The sequence below is a fragment of the Streptomyces sp. NPDC051555 genome (assembly GCF_044454405.1).
Taxonomy (GTDB): domain Bacteria; phylum Actinomycetota; class Actinomycetes; order Streptomycetales; family Streptomycetaceae; genus Streptomyces.
Map to the genome: position 1 here is coordinate 286,821 of NZ_JBITDP010000010.1, position 25,276 is coordinate 312,096.

Below are 25,276 nucleotides of genomic sequence, written 5' to 3' on the forward strand. Positions count from 1 at the left end.
TTGTCTGGACTGCACCGCTACTGCTGGGAGAGTGCGATGGGCGAGCCGACCGCCGCGAAAATAGACTACGTACTGCCGAGGTGGCACTTCCGCGAGTCCCACTCGATCCCCCTGCCGAGAGGGGTCCCGCCGGAGCGGGTGATGAGCGCCGTGCGGGAGACGACATGGGGCGAGGCGCCCGTGTCGCGCGCGCTGATGTCGCTGACCAAGGTGGACGTGTCGGCCGGTCGCCGGATCGTCTCCGACTTCCTCGGCGAGGCCATGGAGGCGGTCGAGGCCGGCGAGGGCGAGATCCTCTTCATCTCCCTGGACTGCCTGGAGGACAGGCCGAAACCGGTGGGGCCGCTCGCCGAGGCGTTCGCGGGGTGCACCGAGGCGGGGTTCCTCAAGATGGCGATGAACCTTCGTTACGACGGACGCGTCCTGAGCACCGAGACCCGCGTGTACGCGACGGACGAGCACACCCGACGCAGGTTCCGCGGGTACTGGTTCACGATCAGAGCGGCCAGCGGACTGAGCCGCCGGTCCCTGCTGCGCGCCATCCGCCGCCGGGCCGTGAAGGCGTCGGTCCAGGGATGACGGTAGCCCGTTCCGGCGGATCGCTCCGGGGGCGCCACGGATCGCTCGTGGGAGCGTCGCAAACTTCTTGATGTCCGGCGGTGACGCTGGGTGCCGGGAGGTGAGGTGCGGGTGACGGGCCGCCACCGATCGCGCTGCCGAGCCGGGCGGACGGCCCCTTCCGCCCCCGCACCGGCCCCGACGAGAGCCCGCCGGCGCGTCGCGCAACGCGTTATCGAATTCTTCTCATTGCAATCTCTCGAACATTTACTTCACGAGCCCGTCCGAAAGTTCTTGTCTGGTCGAAAGCAAGCTGCTTAAGGTCGACCGGAATTATATGAAGGTGCCTGGAAAGGACGACTCGTGGCCAATCCGTTCGAAGACGATGACGCCGAGTTCTATGTGCTGGTGAACGACGAGGGTCAGTACTCCATCTGGCCCGCCTTCGCCGAGATCCCGGCGGGCTGGAACGCAGTGCACGGCAAGGCGGCCCGGCAGGAATGCCTGGATCACGTGAACGAGCACTGGACGGACATGCGGCCGCGGAGCCTCGCCGCCGCCATGTCCGCCGACGCCGCCTGAAAAGACCAACGATCCCAGATCTAGGAGAAGTACACACCATGTCGACCCTCACCGACGAGCGCCGAAACGCCATCAAGGACATCGTCTGCGACATCCTCGAACTCGAAGAGGACGAGGTCAGCGAGACCAGTCTCTTCATCGACGACCACGGCGCCGACTCGCTGCGCGCGATCGAGATCCTCGCCTCCCTGGAGAAGGAGTTCGGCATCACCATCGACCAGTCCGAGCTCGCCCAGATGGTCAACCTGGAGCGCGTGTACGACGTCGTCTCGGCGGCTCCCGTCCGCTGATCCGGGTCCGTACGTCCGTAGATCCATACGTCCGTACGCCCGCCGCACCGCAGGTTCGCAGGTCTGAAGGGGGAAGAGCATGTCCTCAGTACGCCCCGGCGCTGGATCGGGGAAACGCCGAGTGGTCCTCACCGGCTTCGGTGTGATCTCCAGCATCGGCATCGGAGCCGAGGAGTTCACCGACAGCCTGCGGGCCGGACGCAGCGGCGTCAGCCCGATCTCGGTGTTCGACGTCGAAGGCTTCGCCCATGTCAACGGGTGCGAGGTCAAGGGGTTCGAACCCGAACAGTGGATATCGCGCACCCCGGTGCGCGAGTTGGGCCGGGCCAGCCGCTTCGCCGTCGCGGCGGCGCGGATGGCGGTCCGGGACGCAGGTCTGGATCCCGCGGAACTCGCCGGTCGACGGGGTCTCATCTCCGTCGGCACCACGGACGGCGAGTCCTACGAGCTGGACCAGCTGGTCGCCGCCGAACTCGCCGACGGCCCGGAGCACATGGATCCGGAGATCGTCCGGCGGGTGTCGGCGGCCCGGCTCTCCACCGCCATCGCGCAGGAGCTCGAACTCACCGACGTCGAGGCCCCCACCATCGCGACCGCCTGCTCCGCGGGCAACTACGCGATCGGGTACGGATTCGACGCGGTGAGCTCCGGCGAGGTGGAGTACGCCCTGTGCGGCGGCGCCGACGCGATGTGCCGCAAGACCTTCACCGGCTTCTACCGGCTGGGCACCATCGCCCCCGAGTTCTGCCAGCCCTTCGACGCCGACCGCAAGGGCATCCTCACCGGCGAAGGCGCCGGCGTCCTGGTCCTGGAGAGCCTGGACTCGGCGCTCGCCCGCGGCGCCACCATCTACGCCGAGGTCCTCGGCTACGGCCTCAACTGCGACGCGTACCACCAGGTCGCGCCCAACGGCGACAGCGTCGCCCAGTGCATGTCCATCGCCCTGGAGAACGCCGGGGTCAAGCCCGAAGAGGTCGACCTCATCTCGGCCCACGGCACCGGTACCAAGGCCAACGACATCACCGAGGCCGGCGCCATCCGCAAGGTCTTCGGCGACGCCACCCCCCGCACCATCTCGCTGAAGTCGATGCTCGGCCACACCATGGGCGCCGCCAGCGCGCTGGGCGCCATCGCCTGCGGCCTGGCCATCACCCACGGCTTCATCCCCCCGACCATCAACCACCGCCGGACCGACCCGGAGTGCGAGATCGACTGCGTCCCCAACCACGCGGTCGAGGCCGACCTGCGGATCGTCCAGAACAACGGCCTGGCCTTCGGCGGCAACAACGCCATCGTCATCCTCGGCAAGTACGAGGAGACCGTGGCATGACGTACGCCATCATCGGGTCCGGGGCCGTCGCCAGCATCGGCGCCGACCCCGACGAGATCTTCGACGCCCTGTGCGCCGGCCGCAGCGGGCTCGCCCCCCTGCGGGCCTTCGACCGGACCCGCTTCCATGCGCAGCAGCTCTTCGAGATCGACGACCGGGAGACCGACGGCGTCGACGAGCCGGCCCGCGCCACCCGCTTCCTGATCGAGGCGGTCCGCCAGGCCGCCGAGGACGCGGGCCTGCCCGAGGACCTCGCCGGGATCCCCGTCCTGGTGGGCACCGGCCTGCGCGAACTGCGCTCGCTGGAGCTGTGGTGGCGCGACGGCGTCCCCTTCGACGCCGACGGCCTGGACTTCTCGCGGGCCCTGCGGAGCCGGTTCGGCGCCGTCGACGCCCACACCTTCGCCGGCGCCTGCTCGGCCTCGCTCTACGCCCTGGCCCTCGCCTGGGACCTGCTGGAACTGGGCGAGGCGCAGACGGTCATCGTGGCCGGCTGCGACGTGGTCACCGAGAGCATGTTCGGCCAGGCGGACCGGGTCCAGTTCGATCCGCCGACCTCCGTGCGCCCCTTCGACGAGGACCGCCGGGGCACCATCCTGGGCGAGGGCGCCGCCGCCGTCGTCCTCACCCGGACCCCCGCCGCGGACCGCCCCGTGCGGGCCTGGCTGCGCTCGGTCGCCGTCAACTGCGACGCCCACCACCAGACCGCGCCGGACGAGGCCGGGGTGGAGGCCGCCGTCCGCACGGCCCAGCAGCTGGCGCGGGTCACGCCGCAGGAGATCGACCTCGTCGTCCTGCACGGCACCGGCACCCCGCTCAACGACCGGACGGAAGCCACCGTGACCGCCCGCGTGTTCGACGGCGCCGCCCCGGCGCTCACCGGCATCAAGTCGCTCACCGGACACACCTCGGGCTCGGCCGGACTGCTCGGCCTGATCGTCGCGATGCGCTCCCTCGACGCCGGCCTGGTCCCGCCCATCGCGGGCCTGACCGACCCGCTGCCCGAGGGCGCCGGGCTCCGCCTGGTGAGCGGCGGGCCGCTGGCAACTCCCCTGCGCCTGGCCCAGGTCAACAGCTTCGGCTTCGGCGGCGTCAACGCCGTCGCGATCGTGGGGGGCGCCGCATGAGCACCGTCCCCGCCTTCGCCCCCGTCGCCGTCTCCGGCGTCGCCGTGGCCCTGCCCGGCGCGGCCGACCCGAGCGCGCTCCTGCGCCCCGCCGTCCCCGGCGCCGCCCCGGTGGACCCCGCGGCCCTCATCGGCAAGAAGGGCCTGCGCTTCAACGACCGCGCCACCCGGCTCGGCCTCCACCTCGCCCACGTGGCGCTCACCGACGCCGGGATGCTCGACGGCCGGACACCCACCGTCCCCGGGACGCGGATCGGCGTCGTCGTCAGCTCCAACCTCGGCAACGCGGACACCGTGTGCCGGGCCGTGGAGACCATCGCCAAGGAGTCCACCGGCGCCCTCAGCCCGATGGACACCCCCAACGCCTCCAGCAACATCATCGCCTCGCAGACCGCGATCCGCTTCGGCCTGCGCGGCCCCAACCTCACCGTCTGCAACGGCACTTCCTCGGGCCTGGACGCGGTCCGCTGGGCCGCCCTGATGATCCGCTCCGGCCGCGCCGACCACATGGTGGTCACCGGGGTCGAGCCGGACAACGAGGTGACCCGCCGCCTCGTGGACGGGCCCGTCGCCGACGGCGGCGCCGCCCTGGTGCTCAGCCGCACCCCCACGGCGTCGGCCAAGGCCCTGCTCGGCCCGGTCCTGCACGCCCCCCGGCACGCCGACGCCCTCGCCGCCCTGTCCGCGGCGGCCCCCGGAGCCGGGCTCTGGCTCACCCCCGAGGTCGGCCCGGAGACCGGCGGCGCCGAGCGGATCGCCCTCGACGGCTGGGGGGAACTCTCCGGCGCGCTGGGCGTCGTCCAGTGCGCCGCCGCGGTCGGCTGGTTCGCCCGGGGCCACACCGCACCGGTGTACGCCCTGACCGGCGGCGCCGCGGCCGCCCTGCTCCGCGCCGAGGGTCCGGCATGAGCGACGTACTGCTGCTGCACGGACTCGGCAACAACGAGTCCATCTGGGAGCCGATGGCCGGGCACTGGGACCCGCGGCTGCGCGTCCACGCGCCCCGGCTGCCCTGGCACAGCGGCGGGATCGCCGGCTGGCGGCACGAGAGCGATTCGGCCGCGCTGCTCCAGGAGGTCCTGGACGCGGTCCCCGGCGGCGCCGACGTGGTGGTGGCCCACTCCTTCAGCTCGGTCCTGCTGCTCGAACTGCTCTGCCGCCGGGCCGCCGCCGGGCAGCGCCTCGACGTCCCCGCCGTCGTCCTGGTCAACCCCTTCTACCGGGCCGACGCCGACGCGTTCCACTGGGACCTGCTCGGCACCAGCATGGCCGACTTCCCGCGCACCATGGCGGAGTCCATCCGGCTGCGCACGCTGGAGCGGCCCATCGGCGCGGAACTGCGGGCCGACATGGCCCGCCGGATGACCGAATGGGTCGGCCCCTACGGCTGGCTCCGCTTCTTCGAGACCTACCTGCGCACCCCGCTGTTCCGCGTGGACCTGGTGGACACCCCGGTCCTGGTGATCGGCGGCGAACTCGACCTCGCGGCGCCCGTGGACGAGGCCCGCGCCCTGGCCGCCCTGCTGCCCGCGGGCAGCTGCCTGACCGTGCCCGACTGCGGCCACTTCCCGATGCTGGAGCGGCCCGCATGGCTGGCCCGCACCGTCCGGACCGTCCTGGACCGCCTCCCCGAGCGGGCCGGGCTCCCGGTGGCCTGACCCGGCGCACCCGACCCGCCCCAAGGCCGATACGCCCCACGCCCGACCCGACCCCACCCCGACGAAGACGAAGGAGTCCGTGATGGGCCCGACGCCCCATCCCGCTGTGACGGCGCTGCTGGAGAACCCGACGACCGCGCGGCTGCGCCCGCTGTTCGAAGGCAACAACATCAGCTTCGCCATCGGCTTCAAGCACATCAACTACGTCGCCGAGGCCGCCGTCCTGGACCATTTCCGGTCCGCGGGCCTGCCCGTCGGCGACCTCTACCGGCGCTTCGGGCTCGGGTTCGACGTGGTGGACATCCACTCCCGCCTCGCCGCGCTGCTCGCCGTCGACGACGAGGTGGAAGCGGTCGTCACCCCGACCACCAAGGCCGCCGACGACCGCCTGCGCTTCAAGGTAGAGCTGTACGTCGAGCGCGAGGGCAAGCGCGTCAAGTGCGCCGGCTCCAAGGTGGCGGTCGTCCTGCGCGTCGACGACCACATCAAGGCCGAGGAGGACCTGCCCGCGGGGATCGAGCGCTTCACCGCCGCCCGCCTGGGCACCGGCGAACGCCGCGCGATCGACGCCGTCCCCCGGCCCTACGGAGAGTTCACCGCCGGCCGCGGCACCGACACCGACCCGGTCCTGGCCGAACTCATCGGCGACACCAACGCCTTCGGCTGGCGCTGGCGGATGCCGTACTTCTACTGCCACTTCAACGAGCGCGTCCAGATGTCCGGCTTCCTGCGGATCATGGAGGAGGTCGAGGACCTCTTCCTCGCGGACCGCGGCCTGCCCATCAAGAAGGTCCTCGACACCCGGGGCTGGATCCCCGTCGTCACCCAGTCCCGGATCGAGATCCTCGACGAGACCGTGATGGAGGAGGAGCTCTACACCGTCTACACCGTCGAGAGCATCTTCAAGACGCTCCTCTACTCCACCCGCATGGACTGCTACGTCCTGCGCGACGGCGCGCTCGTCAGGACCGCGACCGGCACCATCACCCACGGCTACCTCCACGAGTCGGCGCCCAACCAGTGGGAGATGGCCGAGTTCGACGCCGCCACCGTGACCGCCCTCTCCACACCCCGCCGGGCGGCGTCATGAGCACCGCCGTGGCACCCCGGGCGGTCATCACCGGCTGGTCCGCGGTCTCCCCGTACGGCATCGGCGCCGACGCCTTCGCCGAGGGTCTGCGCAGCGGGCGCCCGACCGCCGCACCGGTGGACACCGCGCGCTGGAAGGTGCCCGGCACCCGGGCCCACCTGGTACCCGGCTTCGAGACCCGCGAGGTGCTCGGCAAGAAGGGCACCCGCTCCATGGACCGGGTCACCGGCCTCGCCGTCGCCGCCGTCGGCTCGCTGCTGGAACGCCCCGGCGCCGACCGGGACGCGGAGACCGGCGAGCGGGCCGCCCTGGTGCTCGCCACCACCACCGGCAGCGCCGCCAGCATGATGGACTTCACCCGCAGCTCCCTGGTCGGCGACCGGCCCTACGACGTCGACCCGGCCGTGATGCCCAACGCCGTCATGAACTGCGCCGCCGGCCAGTGCGCCATCTGGTACGGCATCAAGGGCCCCAACACCACGCTGGCCGGCGGCCGCGCGGCGAGCCTGCTCTCCCTGAACTACGCCACCCGGCTGCTCTCCTCGGGCCGCGCGGACACCGTGCTCTGCGCCGCCGCCGAGGAGTACTCGGCCGCCCGCTACTGGCTGGAGCGCCACGCCAGGGGCGCCGAAGCCCCCGGCGTCCCGCTCGGCGAGGGCGCGGCCGTGCTGCTCGTCGAGCCCGCCGACCGCCTCGCCCCCCGGCGCCCCCGGCTCGCCGAGGTCCTGGCCGTGCGCACCCGAGTGGCCACGGGCAACCTGGTGCGCGGGGCCCTGGACGCCTGCGTACGTTCCGCCCTCGACGCCGCCGGAGTCCACCCGCGCCAGGTGTGGGCGGCCGTCGCCGGCGACGCCCCCGGCCTGCTCGGCCACCTGGAGCGCGAGGTGCTCACCGAGGTCTGCGGCAACGCCGCCCTGGACCGGGTGCCCGCCGTGGGCCGGATCGGCGACGTCTCCGCCGCCTCCGGGTCGTTCCAGATCGCCGTCCTGCTGGCCACCGCCGCCGGCGACCCCGAGGCCGCCGGCCGCATCGCCGTCGTCACCTCGGCCGACCGCGACGGCTCGCTGGCCTGCGCGGTGCTCCGGCTCGGAGGTGCCTCGTGAGCGCGGCCCCGCCCGCCCCGGTCGGCACGCGCGCCCCGGTCAGCCCGGTCGCGGCCGAGGTCCGGGTGCAGGCCCGTACCGAGGACGGCCTGGCCGCCACCGCCCGCGTCGAGATCCGTGCGGACGAGCCGGTCTTCGCCGGCCACTACCCCGACTTCCCGATCTTCCCCGGGGTCTGCGTGCTGGAGTGCGTCCAGCGCGCGGCCACCGACGGGGACGCCGCTCCGGACCCCACCGAACTCGCCGCCGTCGAATCGGCGCGGTTCGCCGGAGCCGTCTACCCCGGGGACACCCTCTCCCTCACCCTCAAGTGGCGCCGGACCGATGCCGGACTGCGCTGCGACGCCGTCGCCACGACGGAGCGCGGCAAGGCGGCCTCCGTACGGCTGCGCTACGAGAGCACCGGAGGCCGGCGATGACCACCGCACCCGAGCGCGCCCTGCCCGAGGCCACCGCCCTGCCCAAGGTCACCGACCTGCTCCCGCACCGCTACCCGATGCTGCTCGTCGACCGGGTGCTGGAGCTCGTACCCGGCGAGTACGTCCGCGCGGTCAAGGCCGTCACCCACAACGAGCCCTGGTACCGGGGGATCTCCCCCGACACCCCGCTGGACTACCCGCCCGCTCTGCTGATCGAGTCCTGGGGCCAGGCGGCCGGGCTGCTGGCCTCGGCGATCGCCGACGCACCCGTCGGTCAGGTCATGCTCTTCGGCTCCGTCGCCGACGCACGGTTCCACCGGCCGGTGCGACCGGGCGAGTTGATCGAACACCGGGTCCGGATCACCCGCGCCCTCACCGACTCGGTGATCTTCGAGGGGACCAGCCACAGCGGCGACGCCACCGTCATGACCGTGACCCGCATGGTGATGGCGTTCCGCCCCGCCGACCGACTGCGCCCCGTAGAGCCGTCCGTAGAGCCGTCCACAGAGCCGTCCGCCGATCCCTCCGCCGGACCCGACCGAGAGGCCACCACCCGATGACCGACAACAGGCCCGTGGCGCTGATCAGCGGAGGCTCCCGAGGCATCGGCCGGGCCACCGTGCTGCGGCTCGCCGCCGACGGCTACGACGTGAGCTTCTGCTACCACTCCCGCGAGGAGGCGGCGCAGACCCTGGCCAAGGAGGCCGACGAGCTGGGCGCCCGCGTCCTGTACCGGCGCGTCGACGTCAGCGACGCGGCCGCGGTGCGCGCGTGGGTGAGCGCCACCGAGGACGAGCTGGGGCCGGTCGCGACCGCGATCACCTCGGCCGGCATCACCCGGGACAAGGGGTTGGTGATGATGTCCGACGACGACTGGAAGTCGGTCGTCTCCACCAACCTCGACGGGGTCTTCCACGTGTGCCGCGCGGTGGCCTTCCCCATGATGAAGCGCCGCACGGGCAGCATCGTCAACATCTCCTCCGTCGCCGGCATCTACGGCAACGCCAGCCAGACCAACTACGCCGCCTCCAAGGCCGGCATCATCGGCTTCTCCCGGTCGCTGGCCAAGGAGGTCGGCCGCTACGGCATCCGGGTCAATGTGGCCGCCCCCGGCTTCGTGGACACCGACATGACCGCCGCCGTGTCCGAGCGCGCCGTCGAAGGAGCCCTCGCGGGCGTGGCCCTGGGCCGCATGGGCTCGGCCGACGAGGTCGCCGACCTGGTCGCCTTCCTCGCCGGCGAGCGCGCGAGCTACATCACCGGATCCGTCTTCCAGATCGACGGGGGGATCTCCCTGTGAGCACCGTGAGCACCCGCCGGAAGAAGAACCCCAGGTGGTACTTCTCGCTGCGCAGCCCGTACTCGTGGTTCGCCTACCGCGACCTCACCGAGAAGTACCCCGACGTCCTCGACCAGATCGAGTGGATCCCCTACTGGGAGCCCGACGAGCTGTCCACGCAACTCCTCGACCAGGCCGGGGTCACCCTGCCCGTGATGCCGATGCACCGCTCCAAGAATTTCTACATCCTGCGCGACGCCCGCCGCTGGGCGCACGCCCGCGGCTGGAAGGTGACCTGGCCCGTCGACCGGGCCCCGCACTGGGAGGTCTCCCACCTGGCCTACCTCGCGGCGGAGGAGCAGGGCATGGGGCGGCGGTTCGTCGACCTCGCCTACCGCGCGCGCTGGAACGAGGGCCGGGACCTGGCCGACCGGGACACCATCGTGGCCATCGCCACCGAACTGGGTCTGGACCCCTCGATCGCGGACGCGGTCGACAACCTGGACCTGCGGATCAAGGGCGTCGAGTGCCTGGTCGCCGCCTACCACGACGACGCCTTCGGGGTGCCGTTCTTCATGCACGGGCGAGAGGCGTTCTGGGGCGCCGAGCGCGTGGGCGCCTTCGTCGCCGCCGTACGCGGCTACGGCTGGGACGGCATCAGCGACGCGCCGTTCGCCGACGTCCCCCTGGCCGAAGTCCCCCTGGCCCTCGCGCCCGACAGCGGCCCGCGGGCCTGACAGGAGAGACGATGACGACCACCGCAGCCCCCCAACGGCTGATCCCGCGCTCGGTGCCCCCGGCAGCGACCCCGCAGGGGGCGCCCGAGCCCGCCACCTGGGCGGAGCTGACCGTACCGGTCCCCGTCCGGCTCGCCGCGCGGGTGCGGTCGCTGGCCCGGCGCGCGGGCACCGACTGGGCCGCCGCGCTCCTCGCCGCGCACACCGTCGTGCTGGCCGCCCTGAGCGGTGAGCGGACCGTCGTCAGCGGCTACGTCCCACCGCCGGGCGCGGGCCGCGCCCCGGCCGCCCCGCACGCCCTGACCCTGTCGCTGGGCCACGGGACCCGCCACGAGCTGCTGACCGCCGCCGCGCGGGCGGCCGCGGCACCCGCCGGGGACGCCTTCGAGACCGTACTGGACCTCGGACACACGGACGGGGACGCTCCCGGGGACACCGCGGGGGACCGGACCGGGCCGGCCGGGCACACCGTCCTGATCGCCGCCCTGCGCCACGGCCGGCGCGGCCCCGCCCTGCTGCTGCGCCGCCGCACCGACGTCCTGGACGCCGCCGCCGCCGACCGGATCGCCGGGTACTACCTCACCGCGCTGGAACAGCTGGTGGCCGCGCCGGACGCCCTCGGCCGCGACCGGGGACTGCTCGGCGAGGCCGAGTACCGCCTCCAGATCCACGGACTCGCCGGCCCGGCGCGGGAGCTGCCCGACCGGCGCTTCCACGAGCTGTTCGAGGAGCAGGCCGCCGCCCGACCCGAGCGGACCGCCGCCGTCCACGACGGCCGGAGCTGGACGTACGCGGAGCTCAACGCCCGCGCCAACCGGATCGCCCACGCCATCCTCGCCCGGGACCTGGGCGCCGAAGCGGTCGTCGCCGTGGTCACCGAACGCAACCTGGACTGGCTCGCGTCGGTCATCGGCGTCTTCAAGGCCGGCGCCGCCTACCTGCCCGTCGAACCGCACGCCCCCGCCGACCGGATGGCCAAGACCCTGGTCCGCAGCGGCTGCCGCCTCGCCCTGACCGAGGCCGGCGGCCCCGGGCACCTGGAGCGGGCCGCGCCCGCGGGGCTCGAAGTGCTCGACGTCGCGGCCGCCTACGCGCAGGCCCGCGCCGAGCACGACCCGGGCGTCCCCGTGGCCCCGGACCAGCTCGCCTACCTGTACTTCACCTCGGGGTCCACCGGCGAGCCCAAGGGCGCGATGTGCGAGCACGCCGGATTCGTCAACCACCTGTACGCCAAGATCGACGACCAGGGCATCGGCGAGGACACGGTGGTGGCGCAGACGGCCCCGCAGTCCTTCGACATCTCCCTGTGGCAGCTGGTCGCGGCGCTCGTCGTCGGCGGCCGCACGCTGATCGTCGGACAGGACGCGATCCTCGACGTCGACCGCTACATCGACACCATCGAGCAGGGCGAGGTCGCCGTCCTGCAGGCCGTCCCCTCCTACCTGGAGGTGGTGCTCACCCGCCTGGACGAGGCCCCCCGCGCCCTGCCCGCCCTGCGCTGCGTGTCGGTCACCGGCGAGGCGCTCAAGAAGGAACTCACCGTCCGCTGGTTCGACCGCTTCCCGCACGTCGCCCTGATGAACGCCTACGGGCTGACCGAGACCTCGGACGACACGAACCACGAGGTCATGACCGAGCCCCCGGCCTGGGACTCCGTACCGCTGGGACGGGCCGTGGGCAACGTCACCGCCTACGTCGTCGACGAGCACCTGCGCCCCGTCCCCCTCGGCGCACCCGGCGAGATCGTCTTCTCCGGCGTCTGCGTGGGCCGCGGTTACGTCAACGACCCCGAGCGCACCGCGCAGGTCTTCGGCGAGGACCCGCACCGGCCGGGGCAACGGCTCTACCGCTCCGGCGACTTCGGCCGCTGGCTGCCCGGCGCCACCCTGGAGTTCCTCGGCCGCCGCGACGCACAGGTCAAGATCCGGGGCTTCCGGATCGAGATAGGCGAGATCGAGAACCAGCTGCTGAAGCTGCCGGGAGTCCGCGACGGCGCGGTCGTGGTCGTCGACGCCCCCGACGGCAGCCGCCACCTCGTCGCCTTCCAGAGCGGCTCGGACGAGGACGCGGACGCCCTGCGCCGGCGCCTGGGGGAGACCTTGCCCCCCTACATGGTGCCCGGCCGGCTGGAGCGCCTGGAGGCCCTGCCGCTCACCCCCAACGGCAAGACCGACAAGCGCGCCCTGGGCGTGCTCGCCGCCGAACCGGGCGCGGTCGAGGAGGACGAGCGGGTCCACGAGGAGCCCGTCACCGACACCGAGCGCGCCCTCGCCCGGGCCTGGTCACAGGTGCTGCGGGTGCCCGTCGAGAAGATCGGGCGCGGTGACGGCTTCTTCGAGCGGGGCGGCACCTCGCTCTCGGGCGTGCGGTTGGTCGTCCGCATGGAGCGCGCCTTCACGCTGGGGGACCTGATGCTGCACCCGACCCTCGGCGCGCTCGCCGCACTGATCGACTCCGGCGGCGCCGGAGCCGACGCTCCCGCCGCCGAGGCCCGGGCCGCCGAGACCTCCGCCCCCGAAACCGCCCCCACGCGTACGGCGCCCACCGCGGCCGCGGCCGCGACCGCCGGGGCGCCGGCGCTCCCCTTCGAGGTGACCCGCACCGACGGCCGGCCCGCCGTACTGACCCTCGACGGCCCGGCCCCCGCCGACCCGGCCGCCTGGGCCGCCGCGCACCGCGCCCGGCTGCGGGCCACCGTCGCCGAACACGGGGCGCTGCTGGTGCGCGGCCTCGGCCTGGCCGACGCCGACACCGTGGGCGCGGTGGGCCGCGAGGTCCTGCACGAGGTCATGACCGAGCGCGAGGGCTTCGCCGTCCGCCGACGGCTCGCCGACGGCGTCCTGTCCTCCTCGGAGTGGCCCGCCGACCAGCCCATGTGCATGCACCACGAGTTGAGTTACGCGCGGGAGGTCCCCGGCACGCTGCTCTTCGCCTGCCTCACCGCGCCCGACTCCGGCGGCGTCACCGGCGTCGCCGACTCCGCGGACGTCCTCCAGGCCCTCCCCGCCGACCTGGTCGCCCGGTTCGAGGCCGAGGGGTGGCGGCTGGAGCGCAACTACACCGAGACCGTCGGCGTCGGCCTCGCGGACGCCTTCGGCACCGCCGACCGCGCGGCCGTGGCGGCGTACTGCGCGCGGCGCGGCATCACGCCCACCTGGCAGCCGGGCGGCGACCTGCGCACCAGCCAGCGGGCCGCCGCCGTGCTGACCCACCCGCTCACCGGGCGCCGCGGCTGGTTCAACCAGATCGCCTTCCTCAACGAGTGGACCCTCGACCCGCTGATCCGGGAGTACCTCCTCTTCGAGTTCGGGGACGACGGACTGCCCTTCAACAGCACCTACGGCTCGGGAGCCCGCCTCGACGAGGACACGGTGCTCGCGATCAACGCCGTCTACGAGAAGCACACGCTGCGCGAGCCGTGGCGCGCCGGCGACCTGCTGATCGTGGACAACCTCCGCATGGCGCACAGCCGCGAGCCCTACGAGGGCGACCGGGAGATCGCGGTCGTCCTCGGCGACCCGGTCACCCTCCCGCACCACCCGTAGCCCCGTCCCCGTCCCCGTCACCCCCTCGCCAACCACCTGGATGGAAGCCATGTCCCGTCAGTCGCTCGTGCCGCCCTTCGCCGTCATCACCGGCACGCAGGTGGCCGAGGTGCTCACCGGCAGCGAGAAGCAGGTCGTGGAGCTGACCGAAGAGGTCTACCGGCTCCACGGCAAGGGCGAGTCGGTCAACCCGCCCTCGTACTTCCTGCGGTTCCCCGACCGGCCCAGCTCCCGCATCATCGCGCTGCCCGCCTCCGTCGGCGGGGACCGGCCGACCGACGGCCTGAAGTGGATCTCCAGCTTCCCGGAGAACGTCGCGGCCGGCATCCCGCGCGCCTCCGCCGTGCTGATCCTCAACGACCACGCCACCGGCTACCCGTTCGCCTGCCTGGAGAGCTCGATCATCAGCGCGTCCAGGACCGCGGCCTCGGCGGCCCTGGCCGCCGACCGGCTCAGCCGGGGCGGGCAGCGCCCCCGGCGCATCGGCTTCGTCGGGACCGGCCTGATCGCCCGCTACATCCACCACTTCCTGGAGGCGACCGGCTGGACCTTCGACGAACTCGGCGTCCACGACCTGTCGGACCAGCACGCCGAGTCCTTCGCCGACTACCTCGGCCGCCGTCCCGGCTCGGCGCCCGTCGTCGTGCACCCCACCGCGCAGGAGCTGATCGAGGAGAGCGACCTGGTGGTCTTCGCCACCGTCGCCGCCGGCCCGCACGTCCACGACCTGTCCTGGTTCGCGCACAACCCGCTCGTCCTCAACGTCTCCCTGCGCGACCTGGCCCCGGAGATCCTGCTCGCCGCCACGAACATCGTCGACGACGTCGAGCACTGCCTCAAGGCGGACACCTCGCCGCACCTGGCCGAGCAGCTGACCAACAGCCGCGACTTCCTCGACGGCACCCTCTTCGACGTCCTGGAAGGCCGGGTCGAGCTGCCCGCCGACCGCCCGGTGATCTTCTCCCCCTTCGGCCTCGGCGTGCTCGACATCGCCCTCGGCCGCTACGTGCACGACCAGCTGCGGGACGCGGGCGCGCTCGGCGTCGTCGACGGCTTCTTCCACGAGCTCGACCGCTACGGCCGCAACTAGGGCCTGCCCAACGGAACCGGTGATGAAGTGACGGTCATATCAGCCCCGTACGAGATCAACGTCGACGACGTCTTCGTGGATCTGCAGTCCGTCTTCGACGTACCCCTCTTCCTCAAGTACGAGGGACTCAACCTCGCCGGCTCGGTCAAGCTGAAGGCCGCCCTGGAGATGGTCCTCGCCGCCGAACGCGACGGCACCCTGACCCCCGGGGACGTACTCGTCGAATCCTCGTCGGGCAACCTCGGCATCGCCCTGAGCATGATCGCCGCCCATCGCGGATACGGCTTCGTGTGCGTCACCGACTCCCGCTGCAACCCGGCGAGCCGCCGCCTGATGGAGTCCTTCGGCGCCCGCGTCCTGGTCATCTCCCGCCCCGACAAGGAACGCGGCCTGCTGGGCGCCCGGATCGACTACGTGCAGCGCCTGGTCGACTTCGACCCCAACTACGTCTGGCTCAACCAGTACGTGAACCCGAACAACTGGCTCGCCCACTACCGCACCACCGCCCCCACCGTCGCCGCCCAGTTCCCCGAGCTGGACGTGCTCTTCGTCGGCGCCGGGACCACCGGCACCCTGATGGGCTGCGCCCGCTGGTTCCGCGAACAGCGGCGCCGCGTAAGGATCGTGGCCGTCGACAGCATCGGCTCGGTGACCTTCGGCGGCCCCGCGCTCCCGCGCCACATCCCGGGACTGGGGGCCGGCGTACGCCCGATGCTGCTGAACGACGACCTCGTCGACGAGGTCGTGATGGTGCCCGAACGGGACACCCTGGAGAGCTGCCACGCCATGGCCCGGCAGGGGTTCCTCTTCGGCGGCTCCACCGGGACCGTCGTCAGCGGCGCCCTGCGCTGGCTCGCCGGACGGCCGCGCGGCGAACGGCTCACCGCGGTCGCGCTCTCTCCCGACCAGGGGGACCGCTACCTGGACACGCTCTACGACCCCGGCTGGGTGGAGCAGCACTTCGGAGCCCCCCAGACGTGGGACGCGCTGGCCCCGGCCGCAGCGGCCGCCGAGCCGCCGCAGCTGGTCACCAGCGCCGGCTGAAACCCGGCATCCGGCAACGCCCCCTCCCGCGAGAACAGGAAGCGAGCCATGCACAAGCCAGTCGTGCACAAGCCAGTCGTACTGATAGCCGAGGAACTCTCACCCGCCACCGTCGAGGCCCTCGGCCCGGACTTCGAGATCCGGCACTGCGCGGGCGCCGACCGGGCGGAGCTGTTGGCCGCGCTGCCCGCGGCCGACGCGGTGCTCGTGCGCAGTGCCACCCGCATGGACGCGCGGGCCATCGCGGCGGGCACCCGGCTCAAGGTGATCGGCCGGGCCGGCGTCGGCCTGGACAACGTGGACGTCGCCGCCGCCTCCCGGGCGGGCGTCATGGTCGTCAACGCGCCCACCTCCAACACCGTCAGCGCCGCCGAGCTGACGGTGGGCCTGCTGCTCGCCGTGGCCAGGAACATCCCGCAGGCCGACGCGGCCCTCAAGGAGGGCCACTGGCAGCGCAGCCGGTTCACCGGTGTCGAGCTCTCGGGCAAGACCCTCGGCATCATCGGCCTCGGCCGGATCGGCACGCTGGTGGCGCGCCGGATGGCGGCCTTCGGGATGCGGCTGCTCGCCCACGACCCCTACGTCCAGCCGGGATACGCCGAAGCGGCCGGGGTGAGCGTCGTCGGACTTGACGAACTCCTCGCCGCATCCGATTTCCTGACGGTCCACCTGCCCAAGACGCCCGAGACCACCGGCCTCATCGGCTTCGAGGCGCTGCACCGGGTCAAGCCGGGCGTCCGGATCGTCAACGCGGCCCGCGGCGGGATCGTCGACGAGGCCGAGCTGTACGCCGCCCTCAAGGAGGGCCGGGTCGCCGGCGCCGCCGTCGACGTCTTCTCGACCGAACCCTGCACCGACTCCCCGCTGTTCGAACTCGACACCGTGGTCGTCACCCCGCACCTGGGCGCCGGCACCGCCGAGGCCCAGGAACGCGCGGGGGTCGGCGTCGCCGGATCCGTGCGCCGAGTCCTCTCGGGGCGCTTCGTCCCGGAGGCCGTCAACGTCCCGCTCGGCGTGGTCGACGACGACCTCGCCCCCTGGCTCACCCTCACCGAACGCCTCGGCCGGCTCTTCACCGCCACCGCCGGCTCACTCCCCGGCCGGCTCCAGGTGCGGGCGAGCGGCGAGATCTGCCGCCACGACACCACCGCGCTGTCGCTGGCCGCGCTCAAGGGCGCGCTCGGCGCCGTGGTCGAGGGGGGAGTCTCCTACGTCAACGCCCCGCTGATCGCACGCGAGCGGGGCCTGGACGTCGAGTCGAGCAGGGGCCCGGACGGCGCCGCACCCGACGCCACACACCCCGACGCCCCGCGCCACCGCAGCCTCGTCACCGTCGAGGGCACGCTGCCCTCCGGCGAGCGGGTGTCGGTGCGCGGCACCCTCAGCGGCCCGCGCTCCGGCGAACGGCTCGTCGAGGTCAACGGCTTCACCGTCGACCTCGCCCTGACCGGGGACCTCGCCTTCTTCCGCGCGCCCGACCGGCCCGCCGCCCTCGCCGGCGTCGCCGAGGTCCTCGGCCGCGCGGGGATCCCCGTCGAGACCCTCCAGCTAGCCCGGGACCCGGCCGGCGCCGGCGAGGTACTGATCGCGGTCGGCCAGGGCGCGCCCCCCGGGCCCGCCCACCGCCTGGGCGGACCGGCCGCCCAGGACGTCCTGGCGGACGCCGCCGCCCGGATCGACGCCACCCGGACCTGGTCGACGGAGCACGCGCCGTGAGCACACACGATTGGCTGACCCGCCAACCGGTCGCCGGCGAGGCGCGCTTCGGGGGTGTCGACCACAGCCCGAGGGCCGTACGGAGCCGCCCCGACCTGCCCGTTCACGAGGAGATATTCTTCAACGCACCGGCCCGACCCCGGGTGGAGACGATCGCGCAACACCCCTTAGCACAGAGGACGATGGGATGACCCTCCGTACCAACCCCAGCGCGCCCCCCACCCCGGTGGACGGCGACCGGTGGTTCCGGCGGTACGCCGTCCGCGCCGCCCCGCGCCGCCGGCTCCTGGTCCTGCCGCACGCGGGCGGCTCGGCGAGCTTCTACCACGCATGGGGCACCTCCTTCGACGACGCCACGGAGGTCATGGTCGCCCGCTACCCGGGCCGCCACGACCGGCTCGCGGAACCGTGCGTCGAGACCATGGACGAGCTCGCCGACCAGGTCACCGCCGCCCTGCTGCCCCACCTGGACGTCCCCCTGACGCTCTTCGGGCACAGCATGGGCGCCTCCCTGGCCCATGAGGTCGCCCTGCGCCTGGAGCGCGCGCACGGGGTGCGTCCCGCGGCCCTCCACGTCTCCAGCCGCAAGCCCCCGCACCGGCTGGCCCCGCGCACCCTGCACACCGAGGACGACGACGCGCTGATCGCCGAGGTCCGCCGGCTCGGCGGCACCGAGGACGCCCTGCTGGACGACCCGGACCTGCGCGAGATCGTGCTGCCCGCCATCCGGGGCGACTTCACGATCGTCGGCACCTACGGCCCCCGCGCCGCGACCCCCGTGGGCTGCCCCGTCCACGCCCACATCGGCGAGGAGGACCCCTCCACCAGCGTGGCGGACATGGGCGCCTGGGCCGACATCGCCCCCGCCGGGTTCGACCTCCAGGTCCTGCCCGGCGGCCACTTCTACCTGACGCGGCAACACGCGACCCTGACCGGCGCCATCGCGCGACAGCTGGCCACCACCGGCTGACCGGCCACCGCCCGGGCTCACCCGTACGACGGCCGGCTCGACGTCAGCCGGCGGCCCAGTCGATGCCCAGGTCGGCCAGTGCCCGGAGTCGGTCGGCGCCCAGCCGGTCGCGGCGCTGCTTCTGGTTGGCCAGCCACACCCCGGTGCGGTGTTCGCTCCCGTCCGCCAACCGCTCGACGTGCGCCCGGCCGGGCGGCCGACCGTCCGTCCGCTCCAAGCACTGGGCGAGGGCCCGCACCCCCCGGTCGAAGGCGGCCGAACCCCGCCGGTCCCCGGCCGCGGCGGCCACCGCCGCCGCCCCGCGGGGTGGCGGGGCGGGCGTCGCGCCGAGCGCGCCGAGCCGGCGCCGCTGCTCCTCGACCAGGCGCGGCCAGTCCCGCCGCTGGGAGGCGAGCCAGCGCCCGACGTCCTCGCCGTGCCGGGTCACCCCCGGCACGATGTCGTCGATCCGCGCCCCCCCGGCGAGCAATTGGGCCAGGTAGGCGTGGTGGCGCTGCCAGTCGACGGTCCACCCGAGCGGCCCCGGGTTCCAGTCCGCGTCGATCGAGGCGAGCGCGTCGGCCCGCCGCCGCGCACGGCCGGGATCCTTGCCGAGCCCACCCGGTCGGCGCACATTGGTCAGCCACTGCCCGACCGCCCGGTCCAGGGCGGTCGCGTGCCGCGGCGCGGCCAGCGTCCCGTGCCGCTCGAAGTACGCCCGCGCGGCGGCGAGGTTCTCCTCGAAGGCCGCGTCGGCGGTGTCCCACACGATGCCCAGGGACTCCAGCTCGGCGGCCCGCTCCCCGGTCAACCGCCCGGCGCGCTGGGCGCGTCGCTGGTCCGAGAGCCACCTCCCCAGTGGATACGGGCCCTCGGCGTGCTCGTAGGGGACCTCCAGGTGCTCCTCGCGCCGGCGGTAGCGGAAGGCGGCCTCCGCACCCCGGCGCCAGTCCTGGCGCTCGGTGTCGATGACGGTGTAGCTGATCCACTTCGCGATCAGCGCCGGATCGCGCGGGGTCGCGAACCGCAGCAGCAGCCGCCCGTCCGGACCGCCCGGCAGCGCCGGATCCACCGCGCTCCCTTCGAGCGCCCGCGGCCCCCACGGTGCCTGCGGCACGGCGAGCATCTCCACGGCCTTCTCGTCGTGCGCCCGTAGCCCCTCCAGGACCCGGACCAAGGGCCGGTAGGAGTTCGAGGAGAGGATGTCCGCCGGATCCTCGCCCGCCGCCAGGAACACCGGCACGATCAAGGTCGCCGTCTTGCCCTGCCCCGGCCGCTGGCGCAGCGCCCGGCCGATGGCCTGGACGATGTCCACGGCCGACCCCCTGGGGTCGATCAGGGCCACGGAGTCCGTACTGCGGATGTCGACGCCCTCGCCCAGCACCCGGCAGTTCGACAGGACCGCCCGGCCCGCCCGGCGCCCGAAGTCCGCGAGCACGTCCTGCCGGTGCGCGCCGCCGTGCTCCCCGCACAGCCACCCCGCCCACACGGCCCGGGGATGACGGTCGGGGTCGACGGCGTGCAGCCGGGCCGCGACGGCGGGCAGGCCCTCGGCGAAGGCCCGGGCCTCGACCGTGCGGTGGTGGAAGGTAATCGTGGTGCTCAGGTCGTGCGCGGCCATGGTCTCCAGGAGGGCCGTCTGCAGCGCGGCCAGCCGCTGTCCGCGCAACCGCTCCTCCCACCGCTCCCCGCCCACGAGCCGGTCCGGCGTCACCACGGGGTCGGTCAGCTCGACGACCACGATCTGGTACTTCGCCAGGAGCCCGCGCGCGATCGCGTCCGCGAGCGAGAGCTCGTACACGACGGGCCCGAACACGGCCTCGTCGTCCATCGAACAGGCCAGCTCGCGCGGCAGCCTGTCCCACACCCGCCGCGTCCGGGCCGACACCTCATCGTCCACCAGGGCGGTCTGCTCCTCGTACAGCTCCCGCTCCCGCGCCGAGCGCGGCGGGCGGTCCTGCCAGATCCGGGGGGTGGCGGTCAGGTACAAGCGGCGCAGCGCCGGCACGACGTCCTGGTGGTGCACGCCCGCCCAGGCCTTGCCCGCCGCACCGGACGTGCGGTGCGCCTCGTCGACGACGACCAGGTCGAAGGCGTCCATCGGCAGCCCGTACGTCCCGCGGTGCGCCTCGGCGAGCACCCCCAGGGATGCGTAGGTGGCGTAGACCGTCACCGGCCCCCGGCCGTGCCACAGCCCGAGCTGCGGCGCCGACGTCGTGGAGCGCACGTCCAGGCCCGACCGGGCCGGGTCGTCCTGCAGCGAGCAGACCGCGACGGCGGGCCCGGTGTGTCCGGCCGTCCGCCACGCGCGCAACGTCTGGCCGAGCAGGTCCAGGGTCGGCAGGAGCACCAGCACCCGGCCGTGCCGGGCGAGCCGGAGCGCGGCCGCGGCGGCGACGAAGGTCTTCCCGGTCCCGCAGGCGGCCACCACGGTGGCCCGCAGCCCCGCCCGCGGAATCCGCTTCCCGGGCGGCACGTCCAGCCCGCGGACGATCGCCTCCACCGCTTCCTCCTGGTGGGGCCGCAGGACGACGTCACCCGACTTCTGCACGCGACGCTCCTAGCGGTCCCGGGGATCTGCCTACCCCCTACCCTGCACCACCAGGTGACGGGCCAGGACCGGCGCGGCCAGTACCGCCGCCCCGAGCGCCGTGTACCACCACCCGCGGATGCTGCACACCACGGGCTCCTCGGCCGGGCCCGCGACGGACGACAGGTCCTCCATCGCCGGAGCCCACCCGGGCGACCGACTCCTCGGCCGGTAGCACGACCCGACACGCGCCCCGGACCGTTCCCGCGGGCCCGCAGTGGGCAGGATGAATGCCTCACGGTCCGGCTGCGGCCGGTGGCTCGGAACGACGGAGGGGGCGGGCGACGTGGCCGACGGACAGGACGACTGGGAACGGCGCAACGAGGCGGCGTACGGGGTGGTGGCCTGGCGCCGGGCCGTGCTGAACTGCGGCGCGCTCGTGGTGTGGCACACCGGCTTCGACAACCGGACCCCGCCCGGCCCGAGGGGCCCGCGGCCGGGCCGCCCGGACGCGCCGGGCGCCGCCGAGTTCACCTCGCGGTGGATGCCCGTCGTCGCGCTGCTCGCGCTCGCGGCGTGCCGGGCCGCCCGCGAGGCGGACGTCCTGGTCGACGACGTCGAGCTGCTGGCCCTGTTCGGCTGGGTCGACGGCCCGCGCACCGGGAGCCTGTACCGGGGACCGCTGGAGACCGGTGAGCCGCGCGGGCGCACCGAGGCCGGCTGGCGCGCGCTCGTCGGCGGCGGCGAGCGCGGGCGCCGGGCCCGCGAGGTCCTCGGCGCCCACGTCACGGCGCACCTGCCCGAGGAGCACGACGAGCACGACGAGCACGACGAGCACGCCCGGCAGGACGGGCACGACGAGCGGACCCCGGAGGGCGCCGAACCCTTCCCGCTGCTCCTCGGCGACCGGGCCCGCGCGGTGCGCGCGGCGGGGGTCGCGGACCTGGCGCCGCAGTGGGCGGGCGAGGTGGCCGGGGCCCGCGCCCGGATCGAGCGGCTGGAGGAGGCCCTGCGCACCGGCCTGTGGACCCCGACTCCCGAACACCGTGCGTACGCGCTGATCCTGCACCGCACACTGGTCGCGCCCCCCGACTACCCGGGCCTGCCCGACGGGAACGCGGGCCCGGCCTGGGTGCAGCGCGTGCTGCGTATGCCCCACGTCCACGCGACGGTGGTCACCCTCACCGACCTGCCCGCCTTCGCCCGGTTCGGCCCGGCGGGCCCGGCCGAGGACCCGCTGGCCGAAGCCGTCGGCGCCGTCGCGCACGACGCCGTGCACTCGCTCGTCGGGACGGCGGACGACCTCGAAAGGCTGTGGGCGGCCCGCCCGCCGGACCTGCCGGTGGCCCTGTGGGAGCGGGCGCACCTGCCCGCACCGGTCCGCGCGCAGGTCGTGGCCGTCGAGCGGGTGACGCACGAACTGGCCATGGTCCTCTTCGACATCGCCCACCCCGACACCGACCGCTGACGCCGTGACGCCGCGGCGGTCACCGGCGGGGGAGGACCTCAGGCGCGCAGGCGCGCCGCCACGAGGGCGTCCTTGACCTCCTGCACGACGCGGGCCGCGTCCGCGGCGTCGTTCACCACGTCGGTGTTGTTCATGTCGACCACGAGGACGTCGCTGGCCGAGTAGTGCTCGTGCACCCAGGCGTCGTAGCCGGACCACAGGGTCCGGTAGTAGGAGACGAGGCCCTCGTCCTGCTCGAAGTCGCGCCCCCGCAGCCCGATGCGGTGCAGCACCGTCTCGAAGTCCGCCTTGAGGTAGACCATGAGGTCGGGTGCCTTGCGGTAGGGCAGGCCGTCGATCTCGCGCATCATCTCGTGGAGCAGGCCCTCGTACACGCGCATTTCGAGGGTACTGATCCGGCCGAGGTCGTGGTTGACCTTGGCGAAGTACCAGTCCTCGTAGATCGAGCGGTCGAGGACGTTGTCGCCCTGCTTGTACGCCTCCTTGATCGCGGCGAAGCGCGTCTGCAAGAAGTAGAGCTGGAGCAGGAAGGGGTAGCGCTTGGCCTGGATCTCCTCGGGGCTCGCCGTGTAGAAGAGCGGGAGGATCGGGTTGTCGTCCACGCTCTCGTAGAAGACCTCGCTGCCGAGCTCCTTGGCGAGGAGCTCGGCCACGCTCGTCTTGCCGATCCCGATCATGCCTCCGACGCAGATCACTGCCATACCTCACTTCTCCCTGGGGGGTGTTGCTCGCGGTGGGCGGGCTGGCGGGATGCCCGGGCCCACGGGGACGCGTGCCGACGGTCGCCGCCCGATCCCCCGTGATCTCCGTGATCAGGCTTCGTGATCAGCGCCGTTCGCCCGCGTCCGGTCGGGCCCCGAAGTGGTCCACCGACGGGCCACCGCCTCGCGGCCGCCTTGAAGCATAGATGAGGATTCACCCAGGTCGGCCGGGCCCGGCGACCCTGCCGGCGCCCTCCGCCGCCGCCCCGTACGGGCGGCGCGCGGACGACAAGATCCGTACCGTAGTATTGATCTTGAGCTCGTCGCCCTCACCGGTGATCGGCCCGGCGTTGGTGGTCCAAGGAAAGGCACCCCACTTCCTGTGGGGGGATGCAGGTGCAAGGCCTGCCCAGCGCTCCACGAGGTCCCGCCCCCTTCTCACGGAAGGGGGCGGGACCTTTTTTCATTCCCCGGCACATCTCCGCGGCGCGGATCCGAGCCACCGCGGAGCGACGGAGCGTGACGAAGAATCCGCGCCTTGATCCCTTTCGCCAAAGAGCCCCAGAGGGGCTGTGAAGGGCTCCCTGGGGCTCTCTGGTGAAAGTTTCGTAGGGGGATGAGTCTCCACCCCTGGAAGTACCTCAGATCGGCAGCTGGAGGTCTTCTTACCCTATCGCCGGCATGGGCGGACGGTACAGTGGAACAGTCCGATCGCGCGGTGCGCGATCGGACTCCACCGGCCCGGAGCGTGCTTCGCCATGCCCCGGAGCGGCCCATCAGCCAACGTCCCCTTCGCTGCCGAGCGCGTGCGCGGCAGCGGAGTTCGTCGTGTCCGAAAGCGAGCACCGCCTTGACCGAGACCGTCGTTCCGGCCCCCGTCCACACCCCTGTCCCCACCCCCACCCCCACCCCTACCTCGGGTTCCTACGACGCGCGGGCGATCCAGGTCCTCGACGGCCTGGACGCGGTGCGCAAGCGCCCCGGCATGTACATCGGCTCGACCGGGCCGCAGGGCCTGCACCACCTGGTGCAGGAGATCGTGGACAACTCCGTGGACGAGGCGTTGGCCGGCGTCGCCGATCGGATCGACGTGGTGCTCCTGGCCGATGGGGGAGTGCGGGTCGTCGACAACGGCCGCGGCATCCCGGTCGGCCTGCACCCGGGGACGGGCCGCCCGGCACTGGAGGTGGTGCTGACGGTCCTGCACGCGGGCGGCAAGTTCGGTGGCGGCGGCTACGCCGTCTCCGGCGGCCTGCACGGGGTGGGCCTGTCCGTGGTCAACGCCCTGTCGGCCCGTCTGACGGCCGAGGTCCGCGCGGACGGGTTCCGTTGGACCCAGTCCTTCGCGCACGGGGAGCCGACCGGACCGATCGCCCGGCACGAGGAGACGGACCGGACCGGGACCACGATCACCTTCTGGGCCGACGAGGCCGTCTTCGAGACGACCGAGTACTCCTTCGACACGCTCTCGCGCCGTCTGCAGGAGATGGCCTTCCTCAACAAGGGCCTGACCCTGACCCTCACGGACGAGCGGACCGCCGCACAGGCGGCCGAGGTCGACGGCGAGGGGGCACCGCGGCTGGTGTCCTACCGGTACGAGGGCGGCATCGCGGACTTCGTCCGGCACCTGGGCGCCCGCAAGGGCGAGCCGGTGCACCCGAGCGTGATCGAGGTGGCGGCGCGGGAGCCGGGGCGGCTGCTGTCGGTGGAGATCGCGATGCAATGGAGCGGCCAGTACAGCGAGAGCGCCTACTCGTACGCGAACGCGATCCGCACCCATGGCGGCGGTCAACACGAGGAGGGCTTCCGGACCGCTCTGACCACGGTCGTCAACCGCTACGCGCGCGAGAAGCGGTTGCTGCGCGAGAAGGACGACAACCTCGCGGGCGAGGACATCCGCGAGGGTTTGACGGCGATCATCTCGGTGAAGCTGGGCGAGCCGCAGTTCGAGGGTCAGACGAAGACGAAGCTGGGCAACACGGAGGCCAAGACCTTCGTGCAGAAGGTCGTCCACGAGCACCTCAACGACTGGTTCGACCGGAACCCGACCGAGGCCGCGGA

The 25,276-nt window shown here is 73.3% G+C and carries 23 protein-coding genes; 20 read left to right on the plus strand and 3 right to left on the minus strand.

Features of this window, described 5'->3' with window-relative positions; translation table 11 throughout:
- Positions 1-36 precede the first annotated feature (36 nt).
- The 18 genes from ACIBEA_RS22120 to ACIBEA_RS22205 all read left to right on the plus strand — a co-directional run bounded on the left by ACIBEA_RS22120 (position 37) and on the right by ACIBEA_RS22205 (position 18,537).
- On the plus strand, positions 37-579 hold the full coding sequence (locus ACIBEA_RS22120; RefSeq protein ID WP_399263403.1) for a hypothetical protein: 543 nt from the start codon (positions 37-39) through the stop codon (positions 577-579).
- Between the two features lie 342 nt (positions 580-921).
- On the plus strand, positions 922-1,140 hold the full coding sequence (locus ACIBEA_RS22125) for an MbtH family protein (protein WP_399263405.1): 219 nt from the start codon (positions 922-924) through the stop codon (positions 1,138-1,140).
- Positions 1,141-1,178: 38 nt separating this feature from the next.
- The gene (locus tag ACIBEA_RS22130; RefSeq protein WP_399263406.1) at positions 1,179-1,430 is read left to right on the plus strand and encodes an acyl carrier protein; all 252 of its coding nucleotides are present in this window, start codon (positions 1,179-1,181) and stop codon (positions 1,428-1,430) included.
- A 79-nt stretch (positions 1,431-1,509) separates the two neighbouring features.
- Entirely contained in the window at positions 1,510-2,760 is a 1,251-nt protein-coding gene (locus tag ACIBEA_RS22135) for a beta-ketoacyl-[acyl-carrier-protein] synthase family protein (RefSeq protein WP_399263408.1), read from the plus strand.
- Positions 2,757-3,887, plus strand: coding sequence for a beta-ketoacyl synthase N-terminal-like domain-containing protein (locus ACIBEA_RS22140; protein WP_399263410.1), 1,131 nt, complete (start codon positions 2,757-2,759; stop codon positions 3,885-3,887). Before ACIBEA_RS22135 ends, ACIBEA_RS22140 begins: the two co-directional genes overlap by 4 nt.
- Positions 3,884-4,795 (plus strand): beta-ketoacyl synthase N-terminal-like domain-containing protein, encoded by a 912-nt coding sequence (locus ACIBEA_RS22145; RefSeq protein WP_399263412.1) that lies wholly within the window; start codon positions 3,884-3,886, stop codon positions 4,793-4,795. The genes ACIBEA_RS22140 and ACIBEA_RS22145 overlap by 4 nt, the downstream gene beginning before the upstream one ends.
- Positions 4,792-5,544 carry an alpha/beta fold hydrolase gene (locus tag ACIBEA_RS22150; RefSeq protein ID WP_399263414.1) on the plus strand — a complete coding sequence of 251 codons (753 nt, stop codon included), beginning with the start codon at positions 4,792-4,794 and terminating at the stop codon, positions 5,542-5,544. The genes ACIBEA_RS22145 and ACIBEA_RS22150 overlap by 4 nt, the downstream gene beginning before the upstream one ends.
- Before the next feature lie 82 nt (positions 5,545-5,626).
- The gene (locus ACIBEA_RS22155; protein ID WP_399263416.1) at positions 5,627-6,634 is read left to right on the plus strand and encodes a hypothetical protein; all 1,008 of its coding nucleotides are present in this window, start codon (positions 5,627-5,629) and stop codon (positions 6,632-6,634) included.
- Positions 6,631-7,737 (plus strand): beta-ketoacyl synthase N-terminal-like domain-containing protein, encoded by a 1,107-nt coding sequence (locus ACIBEA_RS22160; protein WP_399263417.1) that lies wholly within the window; start codon positions 6,631-6,633, stop codon positions 7,735-7,737. The genes ACIBEA_RS22155 and ACIBEA_RS22160 overlap by 4 nt, the downstream gene beginning before the upstream one ends.
- Positions 7,734-8,156, plus strand: coding sequence for a 3-hydroxyacyl-ACP dehydratase FabZ family protein (locus ACIBEA_RS22165; RefSeq protein WP_399263419.1), 423 nt, complete (start codon positions 7,734-7,736; stop codon positions 8,154-8,156). The genes ACIBEA_RS22160 and ACIBEA_RS22165 overlap by 4 nt, the downstream gene beginning before the upstream one ends.
- A complete protein-coding gene (locus ACIBEA_RS22170) occupies positions 8,153-8,716 on the plus strand; it encodes a 3-hydroxyacyl-ACP dehydratase FabZ family protein (RefSeq protein ID WP_399263421.1) in 564 nt (187 codons plus the stop codon). The genes ACIBEA_RS22165 and ACIBEA_RS22170 overlap by 4 nt, the downstream gene beginning before the upstream one ends.
- Entirely contained in the window at positions 8,713-9,456 is a 744-nt protein-coding gene (gene fabG, locus ACIBEA_RS22175) for a 3-oxoacyl-ACP reductase FabG (RefSeq protein WP_399263423.1), read from the plus strand. Before ACIBEA_RS22170 ends, fabG begins: the two co-directional genes overlap by 4 nt.
- On the plus strand, positions 9,453-10,172 hold the full coding sequence (locus ACIBEA_RS22180; RefSeq protein WP_399263425.1) for a 2-hydroxychromene-2-carboxylate isomerase: 720 nt from the start codon (positions 9,453-9,455) through the stop codon (positions 10,170-10,172). The genes fabG and ACIBEA_RS22180 overlap by 4 nt, the downstream gene beginning before the upstream one ends.
- Positions 10,173-10,183: 11 nt before the next feature.
- Positions 10,184-13,717 (plus strand): amino acid adenylation domain-containing protein, encoded by a 3,534-nt coding sequence (locus tag ACIBEA_RS22185; RefSeq protein ID WP_399263427.1) that lies wholly within the window; start codon positions 10,184-10,186, stop codon positions 13,715-13,717.
- A 49-nt stretch (positions 13,718-13,766) separates the two neighbouring features.
- On the plus strand, positions 13,767-14,807 hold the full coding sequence (sbnB, locus tag ACIBEA_RS22190) for a 2,3-diaminopropionate biosynthesis protein SbnB (protein ID WP_399263429.1): 1,041 nt from the start codon (positions 13,767-13,769) through the stop codon (positions 14,805-14,807).
- Positions 14,808-14,834: 27 nt separating this feature from the next.
- Positions 14,835-15,851 (plus strand): 2,3-diaminopropionate biosynthesis protein SbnA, encoded by a 1,017-nt coding sequence (gene sbnA / locus ACIBEA_RS22195; protein ID WP_399263431.1) that lies wholly within the window; start codon positions 14,835-14,837, stop codon positions 15,849-15,851.
- A gap of 48 nt (positions 15,852-15,899) precedes the next feature.
- Positions 15,900-17,567 (plus strand): phosphoglycerate dehydrogenase, encoded by a 1,668-nt coding sequence (gene serA, locus ACIBEA_RS22200; protein ID WP_399263433.1) that lies wholly within the window; start codon positions 15,900-15,902, stop codon positions 17,565-17,567.
- Positions 17,568-17,754: 187 nt separating this feature from the next.
- Complete coding sequence (locus tag ACIBEA_RS22205; protein ID WP_399263435.1) at positions 17,755-18,537, plus strand: thioesterase II family protein; 783 nt, start codon at positions 17,755-17,757, stop codon at positions 18,535-18,537.
- Between the two features lie 43 nt (positions 18,538-18,580).
- On the opposite strand, the gene ACIBEA_RS22210 is transcribed toward ACIBEA_RS22205, so the two are convergent.
- Both ACIBEA_RS22210 and ACIBEA_RS22215 read right to left on the minus strand, forming a co-directional pair.
- Positions 18,581-21,067 carry a Helicase associated domain protein gene (locus ACIBEA_RS22210; protein WP_399263437.1) on the minus strand — a complete coding sequence of 829 codons (2,487 nt, stop codon included), beginning with the start codon at positions 21,065-21,067 and terminating at the stop codon, positions 18,581-18,583.
- 30 nt (positions 21,068-21,097) lie between these two features.
- Positions 21,098-21,241 (minus strand): hypothetical protein, encoded by a 144-nt coding sequence (locus tag ACIBEA_RS22215; RefSeq protein WP_399263439.1) that lies wholly within the window; start codon positions 21,239-21,241, stop codon positions 21,098-21,100.
- Between the two features lie 151 nt (positions 21,242-21,392).
- Here ACIBEA_RS22215 and ACIBEA_RS22220 point away from each other — a divergent pair, with 151 nt between their 5' ends.
- Complete coding sequence (locus tag ACIBEA_RS22220; RefSeq protein WP_399263441.1) at positions 21,393-22,514, plus strand: hypothetical protein; 1,122 nt, start codon at positions 21,393-21,395, stop codon at positions 22,512-22,514.
- Positions 22,515-22,552: 38 nt separating this feature from the next.
- Here the strand turns inward: ACIBEA_RS22220 and ACIBEA_RS22225 are convergent, their stop codons facing one another.
- Positions 22,553-23,215, minus strand: a complete 663-nt coding sequence (locus ACIBEA_RS22225; protein WP_399263443.1) for a deoxynucleoside kinase — start codon at positions 23,213-23,215, stop codon at positions 22,553-22,555.
- A 940-nt stretch (positions 23,216-24,155) separates the two neighbouring features.
- Here ACIBEA_RS22225 and ACIBEA_RS22230 point away from each other — a divergent pair.
- On the plus strand, positions 24,156-25,276 hold a 1,121-nt coding region (locus ACIBEA_RS22230), incomplete at its 3' end, for an ATP-binding protein (RefSeq protein ID WP_399263465.1).

Bases quoted from the DNA above. Each gene is read 5' to 3' on its own strand.
- ACIBEA_RS22225 (WP_399263443.1), bottom strand. From the start codon at position 23,215: ATGGCAGTGATCTGCGTCGGAGGCATGATCGGGATCGGCAAGACGAGC.
- ACIBEA_RS22120 (WP_399263403.1), top strand. From the start codon at position 37: ATGGGCGAGCCGACCGCCGCGAAAATAGACTACGTACTGCCGAGGTGG.
- fabG (WP_399263423.1), top strand. From the start codon at position 8,713: ATGACCGACAACAGGCCCGTGGCGCTGATCAGCGGAGGCTCCCGAGGC.
- ACIBEA_RS22155 (WP_399263416.1), top strand. From the start codon at position 5,627: ATGGGCCCGACGCCCCATCCCGCTGTGACGGCGCTGCTGGAGAACCCG.
- ACIBEA_RS22135 (WP_399263408.1), top strand. From the start codon at position 1,510: ATGTCCTCAGTACGCCCCGGCGCTGGATCGGGGAAACGCCGAGTGGTC.
- ACIBEA_RS22130 (WP_399263406.1), top strand. From the start codon at position 1,179: ATGTCGACCCTCACCGACGAGCGCCGAAACGCCATCAAGGACATCGTC.
- serA (WP_399263433.1), top strand. From the start codon at position 15,900: ATGCACAAGCCAGTCGTGCACAAGCCAGTCGTACTGATAGCCGAGGAA.
- ACIBEA_RS22185 (WP_399263427.1), top strand. From the start codon at position 10,184: ATGACGACCACCGCAGCCCCCCAACGGCTGATCCCGCGCTCGGTGCCC.
- ACIBEA_RS22150 (WP_399263414.1), top strand. From the start codon at position 4,792: ATGAGCGACGTACTGCTGCTGCACGGACTCGGCAACAACGAGTCCATC.
- sbnB (WP_399263429.1), top strand. From the start codon at position 13,767: ATGTCCCGTCAGTCGCTCGTGCCGCCCTTCGCCGTCATCACCGGCACG.
- ACIBEA_RS22145 (WP_399263412.1), top strand. From the start codon at position 3,884: ATGAGCACCGTCCCCGCCTTCGCCCCCGTCGCCGTCTCCGGCGTCGCC.
- ACIBEA_RS22160 (WP_399263417.1), top strand. From the start codon at position 6,631: ATGAGCACCGCCGTGGCACCCCGGGCGGTCATCACCGGCTGGTCCGCG.
- ACIBEA_RS22205 (WP_399263435.1), top strand. From the start codon at position 17,755: ATGACCCTCCGTACCAACCCCAGCGCGCCCCCCACCCCGGTGGACGGC.
- ACIBEA_RS22140 (WP_399263410.1), top strand. From the start codon at position 2,757: ATGACGTACGCCATCATCGGGTCCGGGGCCGTCGCCAGCATCGGCGCC.
- ACIBEA_RS22215 (WP_399263439.1), bottom strand. From the start codon at position 21,241: ATGGAGGACCTGTCGTCCGTCGCGGGCCCGGCCGAGGAGCCCGTGGTG.
- ACIBEA_RS22170 (WP_399263421.1), top strand. From the start codon at position 8,153: ATGACCACCGCACCCGAGCGCGCCCTGCCCGAGGCCACCGCCCTGCCC.